13 protein-coding genes are annotated in these 17276 nt (G+C 40.4%); 10 read left to right on the forward strand and 3 right to left on the reverse strand.

Annotated elements, in window-relative coordinates; genetic code table 11:
* Positions 1-635: 635 nt before the first annotated feature.
* The gene (locus ACJJIJ_RS05875; RefSeq protein ID WP_252085615.1) at positions 636-1922 is read right to left on the reverse strand and encodes an NRAMP family divalent metal transporter; all 1287 of its coding nucleotides are present in this window, start codon (positions 1920-1922) and stop codon (positions 636-638) included.
* Complete coding sequence (locus tag ACJJIJ_RS05880; RefSeq protein ID WP_252085616.1) at positions 1894-2799, reverse strand: LysR family transcriptional regulator; 906 nt, start codon at positions 2797-2799, stop codon at positions 1894-1896. Before ACJJIJ_RS05880 ends, ACJJIJ_RS05875 begins: the two co-directional genes overlap by 29 nt.
* Before the next feature lie 184 nt (positions 2800-2983).
* Between ACJJIJ_RS05880 and ACJJIJ_RS05885 the strand changes: the two genes are divergently transcribed.
* From ACJJIJ_RS05885 to ACJJIJ_RS05930, 10 genes are all read left to right on the forward strand, one after another.
* Positions 2984-4651 (forward strand): amidohydrolase family protein, encoded by a 1668-nt coding sequence (locus ACJJIJ_RS05885; protein WP_444909831.1) that lies wholly within the window; start codon positions 2984-2986, stop codon positions 4649-4651.
* Between the two features lie 18 nt (positions 4652-4669).
* On the forward strand, positions 4670-5806 hold the full coding sequence (locus ACJJIJ_RS05890; RefSeq protein ID WP_444938909.1) for a dipeptidase: 1137 nt from the start codon (positions 4670-4672) through the stop codon (positions 5804-5806).
* Positions 5807-5822: 16 nt separating this feature from the next.
* Positions 5823-6407: a hypothetical protein gene (locus ACJJIJ_RS05895; RefSeq protein WP_444938910.1), complete on the forward strand. Its 585-nt coding sequence runs from the start codon at positions 5823-5825 to the stop codon at positions 6405-6407.
* A 514-nt stretch (positions 6408-6921) separates the two neighbouring features.
* On the forward strand, positions 6922-7869 hold the full coding sequence (locus tag ACJJIJ_RS05900; protein ID WP_444938911.1) for a 2-dehydropantoate 2-reductase: 948 nt from the start codon (positions 6922-6924) through the stop codon (positions 7867-7869).
* A 489-nt stretch (positions 7870-8358) separates the two neighbouring features.
* The gene (locus tag ACJJIJ_RS05905) at positions 8359-8853 is read left to right on the forward strand and encodes an HD domain-containing protein (protein ID WP_252085621.1); all 495 of its coding nucleotides are present in this window, start codon (positions 8359-8361) and stop codon (positions 8851-8853) included.
* Positions 8854-9341: 488 nt separating this feature from the next.
* Positions 9342-9668: a hypothetical protein gene (locus ACJJIJ_RS05910; protein ID WP_252085622.1), complete on the forward strand. Its 327-nt coding sequence runs from the start codon at positions 9342-9344 to the stop codon at positions 9666-9668.
* 105 nt (positions 9669-9773) lie between these two features.
* Positions 9774-10130 (forward strand): VOC family protein, encoded by a 357-nt coding sequence (locus ACJJIJ_RS05915; RefSeq protein WP_444938912.1) that lies wholly within the window; start codon positions 9774-9776, stop codon positions 10128-10130.
* Positions 10131-10385: 255 nt separating this feature from the next.
* Positions 10386-11546, forward strand: a complete 1161-nt coding sequence (locus ACJJIJ_RS05920) for an acyltransferase family protein (RefSeq protein WP_444938913.1) — start codon at positions 10386-10388, stop codon at positions 11544-11546.
* A 717-nt stretch (positions 11547-12263) separates the two neighbouring features.
* Positions 12264-13622, forward strand: coding sequence for a serine hydrolase domain-containing protein (locus tag ACJJIJ_RS05925; RefSeq protein ID WP_444938914.1), 1359 nt, complete (start codon positions 12264-12266; stop codon positions 13620-13622).
* Between the two features lie 1387 nt (positions 13623-15009).
* Positions 15010-15453, forward strand: a complete 444-nt coding sequence (locus ACJJIJ_RS05930; protein ID WP_444904554.1) for a hypothetical protein — start codon at positions 15010-15012, stop codon at positions 15451-15453.
* Between the two features lie 162 nt (positions 15454-15615).
* On the opposite strand, the gene ACJJIJ_RS05935 is transcribed toward ACJJIJ_RS05930, so the two are convergent.
* The gene (locus ACJJIJ_RS05935) at positions 15616-16668 is read right to left on the reverse strand and encodes a DMT family transporter (protein ID WP_252085628.1); all 1053 of its coding nucleotides are present in this window, start codon (positions 16666-16668) and stop codon (positions 15616-15618) included.
* Positions 16669-17276: the final 608 nt, after the last annotated feature.

The following is a 17276-nucleotide window of genomic DNA, read 5'->3' on the forward strand; positions in this document are numbered from 1 at the left end:
TCCTACTGTGCCGCAAAGAATAGGGCGAGGGTTTCATTTGCAACCAAATATTTGGCCTGATTTTGGGATGTACATTTGAATTTTTCCTATGACAGTTTGGCACTTCAGGAGCGTTTAGAGGAAGTCGCTTAGGAGAGTTTTGGCGTGGAAGAAGTGATGATTTGGAGCTTCATCAGTTGAGTACAAGCCTACCTATGAGTACCCAGTGATTAAGAGGTGATCAATGGGCCTTCCTTTCGGGGTTGTTCATGCTGAAAGGAGCTAGCTTATGGTGAGCCACTCATTATGTGAGAAGTTCAGTTTTACAGAGGTAGGAATAGCATTCCAAGTAACCACCTTGATAGATCTAATGCCAACTGCTTAGGTGGCTTAACTCAGGGTAAAAAATTTAGTCTGTAGCTAAAACTACTTATATAACCTGTGCAGGAGAGTTCAGAAGTACCCCTGAAAATGAGGGGCAGTATTCATGGCGAAAGCTGATTTCCCCGGACTGCAACTTGTGTCAACAAAGTACTAGGAAAGCTTAAGATGAAGAGGGATTGATCTCTAAGGCTTAGATGACCTTAGATGTTGCGCTCATCCCTGAGCTTTACTTTTATAGACTTTTCAAGTCTGTTGATGTTGCAAAGAAATCGTTAGTTACTCAAGAAGCGCCAATAAATAAAGTAAAAACTAAAACCTATCATTAGGCACAGGCAGGCATAAGTATAAACTAAGTACCACCCTTTTAAGTGATACTCTCTTGGTACCCATTTCCCGTTCATAACAAGAATGTTGAGTAAAGCAAAGATTGGAGCACAAACGAAAGATAAAGTAGTTACAAAGTCGATAAGGTTTTTTAACTGATCAGCAAATAGGGAGATAATAAACCAGCTTATAAGGCTTAGTATAACAAGGGTGGATACGTAGACTCTATTTTCTGGAATCTTGATGCTATTCGATGATCTCAAGGCACTTCGCCAAACTTGAGGAAAGCCATCGGAGACTGCAAAGGTGGTTGAGAAAAGCGCGACAAAACAGATAATGCTGATTGTTAAATGGCTCCAGTCACCAAGAGATTCGGTATAAATATTGATTAGCTGACCAGCAAATATGCCTGCAGATTGGGATAATTCAATATCTTTCCCAAACATTACTAGTGCACCTAACCATACAAATACAATCGCTAATAACAAACTGGTGAAATAGCCAACCTTAAAGTCAAATACGAGAGATTTCCTGGCATACCCTCTATCTGGTTTTTCCTTTATCCTTCGCTCCGACCAAATAGAGTGCCAAACAGAAACTTCAATCGAAGTTGGCATCCAGCCGACTAAGGCGACAACAAATGCGATGCTCACAGCTGGTGCTATATCGGCTGTTAAATAGGATTTAGAGGGAAGAAGCCCATATTGACTTATTGCAGAAATGAGTGTGATCAAGCTGGCAATAGCCAGTATGAGGACCATCCACTTTAAGCTTTCATTCAGCCATTTAAATTGGCCAGCAATCAATATTGCACAGGTAATGACCAGAATGATGGCAGACCACTCTGAAACATTTAGGATATCGCCAAATAAATTGAGCGCTAAAGCAGCGGTGACAATCGTAACTGCAGCTTGAACAAAGAACATTGTTAGAAATGTGAGAGCCATATAACTATAAAAACCAACTCGACTGTGTTTTTTATAGCCTTCCAATAAACTCTCGCCGGTGACAGCTGCATACTCTGGACCGATTTTGAAAAAAGGGTATTTGACTAAATGAGCTAGGAAAATAAAACCAATCAAAGCGAAGGCGTAATCTGCTCCTGCGCGAGTAGACTGCACGATATGAGACACGCCAATACTGCTTGCGGCCCAAATAATTCCAGGGCCTAGGTTTGAGAAAGTGCGTTTAAATACATCCATTAAATCAGAACTGCTCGGAATGATGTTGCTCAAAATAGCTCTTAGCCACATCGATAAAGGTTTTAACCTTCAAGGAAAGCTCGCAGCGATGAGGGTAGAGCGCAAAAATAGTCAGTGGCTTTATTGTGAATTTAGGTAAAATCTCAGTGAGTTGGCCAGAGTCGACATAAGATTTGACAGAGTAAAAAGGCGCTTGGATTACTCCTTGTCCTTCAGCAGCTGCTTCATTCAATAGCCTCCCATTGTTAGATTGCCAAGCCCAGGGGAGTTTGATTTTTTTTATCTCTTCTTTGTCTTGAAATAGCCAGTGATCCCCTCGTATGCTGTGGTTAAAGAAAAGTAATTGATGCTTCTTTAATGATTCCATGTTTTCAGGGAGCCCATTCTTCTCAATGTAAGAATCACTTGCCCAGAGTGCTAGCTTAGTTTTCGCGATAGATTGGACGATATAGCTAGAGTCGGGTAATTCTGGTGCGATTCTAAAAACGAGATCGATTTTATTGTCGAGTAAATCGAGTGGGTCATTGCTGAGGTGAAAATCCAGAAATACCTGAGGGTATAGCCTGCGGTAATTGGCAATCAATCCTGAAAAATATTGACTGCCTAGCTCTATGCTGGTCGATATCGATAGCCTGCCTCTGGGCTCTTGATTATATTCTGACATCGCCTGGTCGACGGAGTGGAGTTTTTTTAGTATTGGTGAAATTTGCTTATAGTAATCATCGCCCGCTTCGGTTATTGATACTTTGCGTGTATTGCGCATCACCAGCAGGCAGCCAAGTTCCTCTTCTAACTGCTTAATGTACTTACCAACCATTGCTGCGGAAATGCCGAGTTCGCGAGCAGCAGCTGCAAAGTTTTGCTTTTCGCATACCAAACAGTATGCCTCAAGGGCGTGTAACTTGTTCATTGACTCCCCTGATGGCTAGTCTTCTTCTCTTCTTACGGTGGGCGTAAACTGGAGTTTACCGATAAGTATAATAAACCAATAGTTTATACACTATAAACTTAAATGACATTTAAAGTGCATCCCAAATGACGCAAAATTTTGCTATTAGGTTAAAAATCCCCACAGTCTTCTTTTAGATAAGTACATGAAAATAAAACAAATTTTTATTCTAGTGGCTCTATGCATTGCTACCAACGGCGTTGTATTCGCAGAGGATAGTAAGCTGGAGCAAGTCTTGCTCATTAACGCCAATATAGTGGACGTTAAATCGCTCAAAATTGATGAAAGACAGTCGATTCTTATCGAAGGCGATAAGATCAAGAGAATCTCTTCAACGAATAAGCTCTCCAAAGTGAGGGGGGCCAGTGTTGTCGATTTAAAAGGGAAGTTTGTAATCCCCGGCCTGATAGATGCGCATGTCCACCATGCAACAGATCCGGATAGCTGGGATAAATTGTCAATCACTACTGAGCGACTTCGATACCTGCTTCGTGGTGGCGTCACTTCTGTGAGAGATATGGGCGGTGATGCGCGAGCCTTGGCCTACTTAAGACGTCAAGCAGAGGTCGACGCCATCGCTTCGCCAGATATCTACTTTTCAGTCATTATTGGTGGGGAATCCTTCTTCTCGGATCCGAGAACCATTGCCTCAGCTAAAGGGCGTACACCAGGCCACACAACATGGATGAGAGCGGTAGATCATAATTCAGATATGGACTCAGTAATGCTCCAGGCCATAGGCGCTGGTGCAACAGGCATCAAGATATATGCAGATGTTGAGGCCGAGACAGTGCCATTGCTTGCAAATGCAGCCAAAAGACATGGTTTAAAAGTCTGGTCGCATGCTTATATTGGCCCCTCCAAACCTTTGGATATTGTCAATGCTGGTGTTGAGACTATTTCACATGCCTCTGATATGTCCGCTCAGTTAGTTGATAACTTCAAGGCGTGGCGCAGGAAAACTGCTGAATTCGATGATTCAACTTGGGAAAAAATGCTACAAAAAGATAGCTATTTAGATCTTTTTGACGCGATGAAAGAGAAAGGGACAATATTAGATGCGACGCTTACAGTATTTGAAAGAAGAAATGACTTAAACGAAAAATACAGGCAGCTTGATCAGCTCAGTACACAAATGACACAATTTGCCTATCAAAGCGGCATTACCATTGCTGCTGGCACGGATGCATTTAGTGACCTTGAAAATGACACTACACCGATGATTCATCATGAGCTAAAGCTGCTCGTAGATGAAATCGGCATGACACCTCTCGAGGCAATTCAAGCTGCAACTTTAAATGCTGCGAAAGTGATAGGGATAGAAGGTTCTGTCGGTAGTATTGAAGAGGGAAAGAAAGCAAACATGGTTGTGCTTTCAGAAAGTCCCGAAACAAATATTGAAAATAGCCAGGCGATAGCTCATGTAGTAAAGAACGGTCGTTTTATTTTTATTGGTGACGATCCACAGTTGCCTTTCTCTTCTTCACGTGAAATGAATGGAACCATTTGGTTATCCGGGCAAATCGGTAATCATCCTTCAACTTTAACCTTGGCAGGTGAAAGTCTGGAAGCTCAGATGCATCAAACAATGAAGAATATTGGCCAAGTTCTTGAGAGCAAAAACCTGGGCTTTGACGATGTAGTTAAGTGTACTTTGATGCTCGCTGATATTGATGATTGGCCAGCGGCGAACAACGTCTACATCCAGTACTTCAGTGGGAAAAAACCAGCGAGGAGTGCTTTTGCAGCGAGCGGCCTGGCACTTGATGCCAAAGCTGAAGTGGAATGTATTGCTTCACGAAGCACTGATTAATTCTGGAGTGGGGATCTTATGAGCGATATAAATAGAAGAGCACTAATTAAATCTCTAGTATCAGGTGGCGTTGGTTCATATTTGGCTATTAACTCGGGTATATTAAATGCTTTTTCTGGGGGTAATGCAGGAAAATCAACGTGGAATTCATACGGTTCATCGATTGTAATTGATGGTCTCAGCGTAGCATTCTCGCTCAGGGAGCCAGTCTCTGAAGAAGCCCTGGGAATATTCAAGAGCTCGGGGATTAGTGCCTTGAATATGACAGTTCCCTATCCAGGTGATGACTATTCCGAGACTTTAAAGAAGGTTGAAAAAGCCAAGTCCATCATCGAGCAGAACTCAAACTACTTGCGCTTAATTCAATCCGCATCAGATATCCTGAAAGCGAAGCAGGAGAGTAAACTCGGTATCATAATGGGATTCCAATCAACTGAAATGTTTGATGAGTCACTTTCAGGTATTTCAGAATTCGCCAAAATGGGCGTTAAGATAATGCAGGTATCCTATAATGGTCCTTCTATCCTTGGCAGCGGTGGTCTCGTTAAGGAGGATTCAGGGATAACTTCCCTTGGCAAGAAAGCCATAGAAATAATGGAGGCGGAGAAAGTTCTGATCGACCTCTCGCATTCAGGAAAGAAGACAGTTTCCAGTGCTATCCGTCAATCAAAAAGACCGGTTGTGATCTCTCATACTGGCTGCAACGCAATTTACGACCACCCTAGAAATAATGACGATACAGAATTAAAAGCTGCTGCAGACACCGGTGGCTTGGTTGGAATCTACTTAATGCCATTTTTGGAAGGTGGCGAGCATGAAATAAAGGCCGATGTGGTAATCGAACATATACTGCATGCCTATAAAGTATGCGGTGAAGATCATGTTGCCATAGGTAGTGACCAAGGCGTAGTGCCGGTCAATGATGGTCCTGAGTATCGAGAAAGTATTCGTAAGGAAGTTGAGCGTCGTATTGCGGCTGGAATTTCGGCGCCCGGCGAAACACCAAATCGTCCACCCTTTATTCCGGAATTAAACTCCGAGAGACGGATGGAGCTTATTGCCTATAAGTTAAGCCAAAAAGGAATTCCTGATCGAGTGGTAGAAAAAATAATTGGTAAAAACTGGTTGCGTGTTTTTGCTACCGTATGGAATTAAAGGAAGGTGAGATTCAATGGTTAAATATATAAAGTTTGATGATGTTCTATCTCGACTGGTTGTTTGTGTTACGCTTCTCTTTTCACCTTTTCTTTTTGCTGAAGAGCTTAGCACTTACTCAGAATTTCCAAAAAATTCAAAGACTGAAGTAATTCCTTTTCCGATCGAATTTGCCTCAGATATCACCTTGAATGGTATTGAAGAGCTTGTGTTTCTGCCTGGCATGTATAAACAAGAAAAAGAAGATTTTTTTAGTTATGCTTTTTCTTGGACCCACAAGCCAGAGAAGAAACAAGTTTTTGGAAAGTTCGAAATCCAGAATTTTATAGCCGCCTACTATAGGGGGTTGTACAAAGCTGTCACTGAAGGCAAAGAGTATGACCCTGCTATTACAATGGAGTGGGTTGATGGCAAGTATACTGGCCAGATAAAGTGGATTGAGCCATTTGTAACTAAAAAAGAACAGACCCTCTACTTTAAAGGGGATCAAGTTAACTGTAAAAAAACGAGTGAGCTTCGGTGGTACTTTATTGTTTCTCCACAGAATTCCTCTCATCCTGTATGGAGAGAACTTCAGTCGATAAAGCCCAAAAGCTGTTAGTGACAAAAATCAAATATTATCAATCCTTATAAAGTATTTTATTTTAGGGGAAACCATAGAGAGCGCACAGCTTATACTCATCTGATTTTCAGAAATTTTTTTGGTCTTTTAGGTGAATAGGCCCTAAGTGTTTCTCTGCTTCGGGCCAGCTCCATTCGTCATACGCAATGACTTGGCTGTCTGGGGTAGCAACCTAGCCGGCAATTTATTAGTATCCGGCTATCAGTAAATTCTTTTTTATATAAAGTATCCCTTATCTTTAAAGGATCTACACTACTACCAGCATTCAAAGGCTGGGGGATGGCTATCTATCTTTTTACGAGAAACACACCTGGTTGGGCTCATAACATGGTTCGTTTTTCCTAACAGCAATAGTCGAGTAGATTTTTTTCTCCAGGTCTTAATGCAAAAGCTAAAGTAATAGTTAGGCGTTGCTTTCAAAGCCCTTTTGATTGCTATTCTTAGCAAGTCGATATGGTTAAAAGACCATTTGAAGCGCGGGGAAAAGAACGAGATGAATATTATTGTTATGGGCGCCGGAGCCCTCGGAAGCTACTTTGGTGGCCACCTGGCGAGGGCAGGACACAAAGTGCTCTTTATTGCTCGAGGGAGGCAGCTGAAGGCACTTAAAGAGCGTGGTTTAACGGTGCTGCCACTTGAAGAAGAGCCCTTTACTATCCAGGTTGATGCTGCGGAGACTACGACTTCGGTGGGGGGAGTGGATCTAATCCTATTCTGCGTTAAGACTTACGATACCGAAGCAGCCATAAAGCTTATCGCCCGTGCTGTAGGTGAAGACACAAAGGTGCTTACCCTGCAGAATGGTGTCGACTCCTTGGATTCCCTGAACGAAGCCTTTGGGCGAAAAGCTATTCTGGGCGGTATCTCATGGACTAATGTGGCGATCGAAGAGCCTGGAGTTGTGCGGCACAGATATCCCGGCCCACTTGTCTTTGGTGATCCAAATGCAACTGGCTCAAAGCGCACCCAAGTGCTTAAAGATACATTTATACAAGCTGGGGTTGTCGCTGATGTCAGTGATGATATCACTCGGGCTATTTGGGAGAAGTTCCTGTTCATCTGTGCGGTGAATGGAATGACAGCACTCACACGATTGCCTGTGGGTACGCTTCTAGCCTGCCATGCCTCTCGTGAGTTATTTGTTGACATTATGTGTGAGGTTTATTCCTTAGCACGGCGAAGTGGAATAGAGCTTTCGGAGGATACGGTTGAGCGTACAATTAGGCATATGGAGAGGGAGTTGCCCCCTGGAGTACTCAATAAGACTCTTGGTTCGATGTACTTCGATATAGCATCTGGAAGGCGCCTAGAGCTTGAGTCTCTAAATGGTGCTGTTGTGCAAAGAGGGAAGCAGCTGAAGGTAGCAACACCGGTTAACAGTTTTGTCTACGGGGCATTGAAGCCCTGGGCCAATGGCGAGCCTATGCGCAATGGGGTATAACAAGTTGAGTAAACACCCCGTATATAGCGCTTGATTCAAACGTTTTGCTCCCATTTCCTTGATCAGTGTACAAAAATAAGCCGTTGCTGAGTCGGATTCGGGGTTACTTCATAAAAACACAATCATGGAGTTCTTGGGTTAATGGTTTGGAGTAGTTGATAACTCCCGTTTAACCAGATTCCGCCAATGTGGTCATGTAGTGACCTATCTCGCCCTCCCCATTACAACTACGCCTCAATGGTCTCGTGTATCCGGAATCCCCTGGAGCTACCGGATCAGTGTGATGTCATTATCGAAAACGATTGTTATAGTAATAATATTAGCTGGAGGGGCCCGTGACTGTGTTCCTCACCTAAAAGGTGGCTTCAGCACGGACCATAGATAGCAGGCAGCAGGTAAATGAAGGGGAGGCATCCCCACTAAGTAAAGGCACGCTCGTAACAACTAGAGGACTAGATTCTGAGAACTAGAGAAGAAGCATTTCAGTTATTGGACAATCTGGATGCGCCCCAGCATCTCATTAATCACGTTACATTAGTTGGTGAGGCGGCCGATCTCCTGATTAAAAAGTTTATCGAAATGAAAGTGAATTTCGATCCGGACTTTGTCCGTGTTGGTGTAGTGATACATGATATTGGGAAAATTATACATACCAATGAAATGTATGGCCCAGGATCACAGCATGAACCTGAAGGTGAAAGGATATTACTATCAAAAGGTTTTACACCAGCAATCGCTCGATGCTGTCTTTCTCATGCCCGTTGGAGTGATATGGAATGTACGATAGAAGAGCTAGCGATAGCGCTCTCAGACAAGTTGTGGAAAGGTAAGCGCGTAGAGGAGCTTGAGCTCCAAATAATAGACCGAATATCACATATCTTAGATGTGGAACGTTGGGATATCTTCTCCGAATTAGATTTATGCTTTGAGAGTATTGCTAGTGAAGGCCTTAAGCGGTTACAGCGGAGTGTCACTAGAGGATAGATTATTCGAGATTCCTCTGAGTAAAATGGTACGTTTTTTCTAATAAGAAGCATTCAAAATTGACGTCACTTTATTAAGAAACTCCAAGATTATAAATTAACAGCCAATTGATATATCTCTTTCCTTAAATCCTGATATGGTTACTGGGAAAAATGATGCACGTGTTGGCAGAAGCCAGTGATTATCTACTGCTTGATCTGCTTTTGTAGGATGTGGAAACCGATGCTAACAGATCAAGGGGGTATTGTCGACTTGATTGTTTTGAGTAGTCTTAAGCCTTGATAGCCGAATTACTGTGAACCTTACTTAAAACATAGAAGTTTTTGGGTTTATTTTTGGTTGGGATTTGAACTCATTTTTAATTGGCGCCGTAATCTTTAGATTCGATAGTGAGTTGAAATATAACTTGCATCAGGTTTGAGGGTGAAATGATACTCGTATTAGATAAAGATTATAAATAAGGTGCTGGGCACCAAGGGAAGATTGTAATGTGCAGCAAAGAAAAGTTGGCTGGTTGGGCGTTATCAATATATGCTTTTCTATCACTTATAATATATATTTTGGGTTTTGTTGTTTTCTATTTTTTCTTTTTTAGTGAATTTCCTGAGTTGTTATCGTGGGCATTCATAGTTCTTTTAGTGTTATTGATGTCTATCAATTCTATTGGTCTGGCAGCAGGTATAAAGCTGATTCAAGAGGATAGAGGGGCATACAAAATAGCTATCCCTTATTCAATATTCTGCTTACTCAATTTCCCTGTCGGCACAGTGGTCGGCTTTTTCTGTCTGTGGATATATTATGAGAAGGACGGTTAAGTCATGGTGGGTAGATATTTTGTAGCCAGCCTCTCTGTGGTGAAGAATCTATGTATTCTTATGTTGAGTGCTTAATATTGTTGGCCACATTTATGGAGTCATGATATGAAGATGAACTATGTGGTTCTCGGTAGTAATGATCTGGAGGCATCAATAAGGTTTTACAATTCACTTTTTGAAGATACGAGATTTGAACAACTATTCTCTAATGAAAGGATGACTTTTTGGTGGTACAAAGAGTTTACATTTTCGGTGGCAGAGCCCTTTGATGGGGAAGAAGCTACGAATGGAAATGGAACAATGGTTGGATTTAATGCTGAATCAAAGAAAGAGGTGGTAAGACTATATGATAAAGCGGTTGAATTGGGTGGCACCTGTGCGGGTAAACCAGCTCAGCGGGGCTTGAAATTTGCCGCATATGTAAGAGGTTTAGATGGAAACAAAATATGTTTTTTTGAATAGGATTTATGTTATTTCAATGAGGTGGGTGATTTTTAACTTTAGGTTGTCTGCTTTTGGTGTAATAGTTTATAGAGTTATAACTATCAATTGATAGAGTTTGATAGGAAGCGTCTTGAAAAGAAGAGTAATGCATAGCGGCCTTATGGCAGCTTTTGTTAAAGCTTAAGTCTGCTAAAATTGTTTTTTATTGCCGCCAAAAGGGAATGTAGGCAAGTTATATGCTATTGAAATTTAGAATGTCATGGAAAGAGCTGTATGAATAACGTCAGGGTTTCCGAGCTGGATTGGTTGAGAGTCATATTGATTTTGGCGGTATTCCTACACCATGCATTAATGCCATTTAATGGGGATGAATGGCATATCATGAATGCGGAGTCTAGCAAGCTGCTTGATGATGTTATGGTATATTTTGAGCAATTCAGGCTGCCAACACTATTTTTTGTTGCTGGTGTAGGAAGTGTATTGTTGCTCCGCAAAGTCTATCCATCTCAGTTTTTACGAGATAAATTTTTCAGATTGTTTATTCCTTTACTTGTAGGGGTGTTAATTGTTGTGCCGCCTCAGAATTATATTGAGGATATTGGCCAATATGACTCATTTTTGCAGGCCCTTCCTCAGCTTGCTCTTAAGTTTGATTCAAACCATCTATGGTTTATTGAGTACTTGGTCTTCTTTTCTTTGCTTGCAGTACCGTTTTATTTTTTTCTAAGGTCACAATGGTCAAATTCATTTAAAGGATTTGTAGAGTGTTTGTCGGATACATCAAGTGGTCTATTTGGATTAGTTTTGGTATTGATTGTAATCAGAGTGGGTCTGAAATTATATTTTCCTGATAATGGTCATGGTATAGGCAACCTGTCTTCCACTTTGTTTTATCTTTATTTCTTCTTTGTCGGTATGTTTTTCATACAGTCTCGGAAGGTTTGGGCATCATTAGAGAAGTATCGGAAGGTAAACTTTCTGTGGTTGCTGGTCAGCTCATTAATTTTTTATGCTTATTACTATTCTCCGGACTTAAGCGAGTATTTGTCGTTGCAAGCTCGTTGGTCAATTTGGTGGTTTGTAGGTTGTTTGGTCGCCTGGTCAGCGTTATTGACCCTGTTAGGTTATGCTCAGCGCCACCTAGCAAGCACCCCTAAATGGCTAAAATTTAGTAATGAACTGATATATCCATTTTACATTTTTCACCAAACGGTCATCGTTGTGCTTGGTTACTTTGTAATTAGCTTGTCAATGTCTTTGACGTATAAAGCTATGGTACTAGCTGTTGGTTCTTTTTTGATAACTACAGCTATATGCTTGTTAGTTGTATATCCATTCAACGTAACTCGTAGACTCTTTGGGCTTAAGCCTAGAAGAAGTAACGTAAGTGATGATATTGTTTGCAATAAAACAATTCACGGGACTGTCAGGTAATCGCAGTGTAAGTTTGAGAATTGCAGTTTCTAACTGATAAGGCATGATTGTTATAAAGAGTAGATGGAGTACCGTGATGAGTTTTTCTAAATTTATTAGGAGAGTGGTCACATAATAATTTATAGGACTACTTTGGCTGAGGGCATCTGTCTCTAATCAGCTACTTTTAGCACCTAGTATTGTAGGTGAGACGTATGTTTTAATGTTTTGGATGTAGCTGGTTCTGAGAGTTAGTATTAAAATCTTAACTTCCCACTGATGATAAAGCTGTAAGTGGGCTCTGCGATGAGGGGGCTTACTGGAGGAGCGTGGTGGTCCCTTAGACGGTAGATGTACTTAAATGGAAAAGAGTAGCAAAGAAACTCTTGCAAGTTTAATTGGACTACGGAGTTTGCCTGGCCATGAATGGTAATCCTCACTACAGCAGAACAGCTCAATATATCTGGTACAAAAATCTAACCTAGAAGATGGCAAGTAAGACTATAGTATCAATTTTACTTCAGAGTAAACCCGGACTACTCAACGTCTCACCCTATCATATACTGATTCGGAAAATTGCTCTTCTTAAATTGATAGTTTTGATTAAGTAAACTGTAAAGATAGCAGTTACTTAAAGTGAAAATTGGAATAATTTTTTAATAAAAAATAAAATCAATGTTATATTCGATTTTTGAGAAGCTTCTTTGTGCAAATTCGTTACAAAAGGATAGGGGTAAAATGAAAAGATTAATACTTGGCATATTTCTACTGATGTTGAATTTAAATGTGTCTTTTGCTGATGTGATAGAGGATAGGCAGAGGCGTTACAAAGAAATTTTGGTGGAAAACGTTAAAATAGATGAGCCTGGTGTCGCCGTTATTATCAGTAAAAAAGGAAAGGTGATTTTCCAGGGAGCTCATGGCCTCGCAAATCTAGAGCACAATATACCTTTGACAGCTAATAGTGTATTTCGCTTGGGTTCTATCACTAAACAGTTTACTGCAGCAGCAATAATGATGTTGCAGGAACAAGGTAAGCTTTCACTAACGGATAATATTCATAAATATGCACCTGATTTTCCAACTGAAGGGAGTGATGTAACCATTGAGCATCTTTTAACTCACACTTCTGGTATTGCTAATTACACTGAAGATGAGGAGATTTTTGCTAAAGAAATACGGTTGCCGACAACCATTGACGATATGCTAATTCGATTTGCCAAGCACCCGATGAAATTTAAGCCAGGCGAGCAGATGCGTTATTCGAATACGGGTTATGTTCTTTTGGGAAAAATTATTGAAGTTGCTAGTGGGCAATCATATGCTGATTTTATCGATGAAAATATTTTTAAGAAAGTCGGTATGAAATCTAGCTACTATGGTGGTTCCAAAGTTATCCCAAATAGGGCTAATGGTTATGATACATCACCTGATGGCGTAGTTAATGCTACGTATATCGATATGATGTGGCCTCATGCTGCTGGAGCACTTTTATCTACTGTGACAGATCTGGATATATGGTTCAAAGCTTTACGAGATGGCGAGGTACTTTCCAAAGAAAGTTATCAGAAAATGATTGAACCGTTCAAGTTGAATGATGATTCTATGTCAAATTATGGCTATGGGTTGGGCATCGGAAAACTTAATGAATATGACATGGTAGCACACAGTGGTGGTATACCAGGTTTTACTACTGATGCATTTTATATTCCATCTGAAGATTTGTACATTGCCGCCTTAAGTAATCTAAGTAGCCGTAACCCAAGTTTAATTAGTAAGTTATTAGCAGCTGAAGTTCTTGATATACCTGTGCCGAAGTTTAAATCAGTCGAATTAGATGAAAGTAAAGTTAAAGGGCTTCTGGGTAGCTATAAGATTGATGAAAATTCCGTTAGGACATTATCTTTGGAAGATGGAATTTTTTATTCTCAACGAAGTGGTGGTCCAAAATACGAAATTATTCCAATGTCTGAGAATAGTTTCTATTTCGAGAATACTTTGACCTATATGGTTATTGAGCAGGATAAAAATGGTAAGCAGGTCATGAGTTTCTATAATGATCTCGCCGTAAAGCCCCAGCAGGCAGTCAAGTTGTAGAAATATTTTACCCCCTCTTAAAAGAAGGATAGAGAGGGGGTAAATTGCCGTCATCAGGTATAAGGATAATATGAAAGTTGACTTAATCTTTCTTTATCGTATTCATGTGTAATCAAATATGGGAAAGCTTCTTATGGATAATGCTCCCACTGCTACGATAGGTATATTCTTAATGCCTATTCTAATAATAGGGGGGGTAATCCCAGAAACTCATGAAGATTCTTGTAGTTTTGTTTCGCACAGTAGAATTAAAGTAGAAGGCTCGACAGAAGTCGCTTGGGCAATCAACTGAAATGGCTTGGATAAATTAAAAGAAATGTCGGAATCACCCTGTAAAAAATCAAAGAGTAATATCATCATATTCAGTAACCATATCTGAAGAATTTGTAATTCAATCTACTAATTGAGAATTATGAAAATACACCATTTAGAAATTGTTACTCTAAATGTAGATAAAGTATGTGCAGCATACGAAGCTGCTCATAATGTCTGATTTGATGATGCTGATGAACTTCTCGGTGGAGCTCGAACATGTAGCTTAAAAGATGGCAGTATCGTCGATGTGCTTCGACCTTTACGAGAGTCAGAAGAGCTCGTAGTTCGCCCATATTGGCTTGTTGAGGACATAGAAAAAGCCATAAGCTTTATTAAAGCTCAAGGGGCAAAGATTGCGGTTCCACTATTAGAGATACCTGGTAAAGGGATATTCGCTATTTATATCAATGGCGCTGTTGATCATGGATTTTGGCAAGTTTGACAAGGGTAATTTTATTAGCCATCGAGTAATAGCTCGAAAATTGTCTTGATTTTATTACGATGATTGAAGCTAGGTTCACTCTCTACAAGCCCTACAATCGATCAATTTTTGATCTCCATATAAATCATCTTTGTGGTAGATGAGAAGGAATTTAGGGGACGTGGATTCTCTCTCTAACAATTAGTTTAATTCTTATCTTAACTCAATAATCTATATGCAAGTATTCCGCTAGAGAATGATTAAAGTATCTCTGGCTCAGCTGGCTTCAGATTTAAGCATGTGATCAAAGCATTGGGTCGACGGTTCGGTACTTAATCTAATTATGAAGCCTGGCCTGAGTAGAATAATTTTTACAAGATCGCCATATATCCCTGCTTAGACAAGTAATACAGTTAAATACGCATTTTGGGTGCATGTAAATTTTAATAAGGAAGCCTTTAACTACAGTTTAATCTGGCAAATTTGGGGTGACTAAAAGACCTTGGTTTCAAATGGTTCTTTTTTATATGTTATAATGGATTTAGATTTTAGGTTTAAATATGCGCTAGTTGAAGGGCTTTACGTTTTACGTTGGGCTTTTCATTGTTCTGAGTATTTTTCATTAAAACATTATATTTTAAGGTTAAATCTATGTCGAAAGTTAAAGTAGAGTGGAAAGTTATTTTACTCTCCGCTTTCGCTGGGGCTTTCTTAACGGGTGTATCCCAATATTTACTTTTAAATGCTTCATATGATAATGATATAAAAAAGGCAAAATTATTGGTAAGGCAAGAGCTCCTTATGAAAGAGCTAGAAGAGCGTAAAAAAGCATATAAAGGTATAAGGAAAGCTGTCCTGGAGTTTCATAACGCCAGGTCTGAAAGAGATATGCTGGTTGCTGGAGTTAAAATAAATGCTCTTAAGCCATATTTTGAAAGGGTATATAGATCTCAAGCAAGTGTTGAAGCTTGGCGGGAAAAAATGATGGAAAAAATCAAAAATAAAGATAAAGAAGCCTCTGACGATTTTTTTGAAGAGATGGAGGCGGCTTTTCATGCAGATTTAAAAAGAATTGAAAGTCAAATACTTGAATAACCTTTAATCAGCATATCCGTCAATTAAATTCCCTATGCTTCTGAACCCTGTTTTTTGAAAACGTAAGCTAATGATCTAGCTTAAGGTGTTATTTTAATGATAGATTTAACTTAAACCTGTAACTCTAAATTAAATATAAAATGTGATCAGTAAAATACTGATTTATACACCCTTAAATGAGCATGGCTTTTCATACTTCATTTCGACGGCTTTTTGTTCACGATATTGACCGAGTAGTGAGATTCCTATTCCGGCCATGATAATAATTCCTCCAATAATTTGAGCAAAGTTTGGAATCTCTTGAAGGATAACGAAGGCGAAGAAAGTGCCTGCTACGGGGGTGATGGCGGTAGCGATAGAGATGTCGGCAGAGCTGGCCCCTCCTTGGAGCCCTTTAAACCAGGTGATCTGCCCAAAAACAATAATGACCGCTCCATATACAAGCATCCACACCCAGAGGAATGGGGAAAGGAGGTCGTTAAAGTGGTTGGCTCCAAATACAGAGAGGACAATGACGGAGAAGAGGATCACACCTGCAAGCATGCGGAAAACTGAAAAGACGCCAATAGGGACGCGATCAAGCAGTTTCCGACTGACCTGAACGGCAATGACGCCTAAGAGTGTTGCTACAGCGGTTAAAATTTCTCCAGCTTTGGGGAGGGTTTCTAGGAATTGGTTCATTGCTGGATTTCCAAGATTCAGCATTTTCATGCTCATTGGATCTTCCATCGGAGGTTGATGTAGCACAAAAATTGCAATAACACCAACCGTTACCACAAGGGCACCCACTATTGAGAACCCTGTTGGCTTCTCCCGGAACATTAAAAAAGCAAATAAGAGTCCTAAGGGAGCATCTAAAGTTGCGATTAAAACGACATTGGTCACCTCTGTGATCATTAGAGCAATAAAAAAGAAAGCTGGGGCAAGAACACCAGACATCAAGATGAGCACAAACATGTAAAACCAGTCCTTGAAAGGGTACTGTTTTAAGATGCTGAGGCGCCAATCTTTCCTATAGATTATCAAAAGGGTGATACCCGCCAAGAGATTTCCTGCGAACAAAAGGTTGCAAAATGATATGGGATTGTTTCCATTAATGAGATGATGGGCACCGAGCTCCCCAATTTTCGCAACAACAGAGTTGGAAGCGGCAAAGATAAGAATCGAAATCCATAGCCAAAATCGGGTACTTTTTACGGTGTGCTGATTTTCCATTTTGAATCCCCTGAGTGCTATGGCAAGCTTAAACGGATTTACCTCGCCCTTTACCAACTACGACTTATCTGATAGTGAAAGTGGGTCATTCTAATCTGGATTAGTTTAGACTAAATCTCATAATCGGCTGCCTAAAAGCAGTTAAAATTAATCTATATATCTACGTCAGAGTGATTTTTCTGGTCAATGTTTGAGGCAATGTTACACACTTTCCACCTGCGCTCAGTAAAATATTCGAATTTAGTTCGGAAAACATGATTGTGAAATCTGATTGAGCGGATGGATTTTATAGGCGTAATTTCATCTCTTATGCTGCATCGTCAAACAGTCAAGAGATGGATATTTTTAAGAGCTGAAAGTTTTTATGAGTTAGTGACGCTAATGGATGTTCGACTGCCTAAGGTGGTAGATCTCTTCTCGGTGGATAGAGTGAGGTCTAGGGCTTGGAAGTCCATAACTACTTGATCGTTTTTCACTTCCTGCACGGTGACTGAGACACTGTAAATAATTCTTAGTTTTGGACGGTTGAGCGCTAATGGTTAATCGGCTCGTTTTCTGCTGACACTCAAGATCAAGGTAAGTATTCTGAGCTGGGGAAGCTTGGTAAT

The sequence above is a fragment of the Microbulbifer mixtoriginis (SeqCode) genome (genome assembly GCF_052467945.1).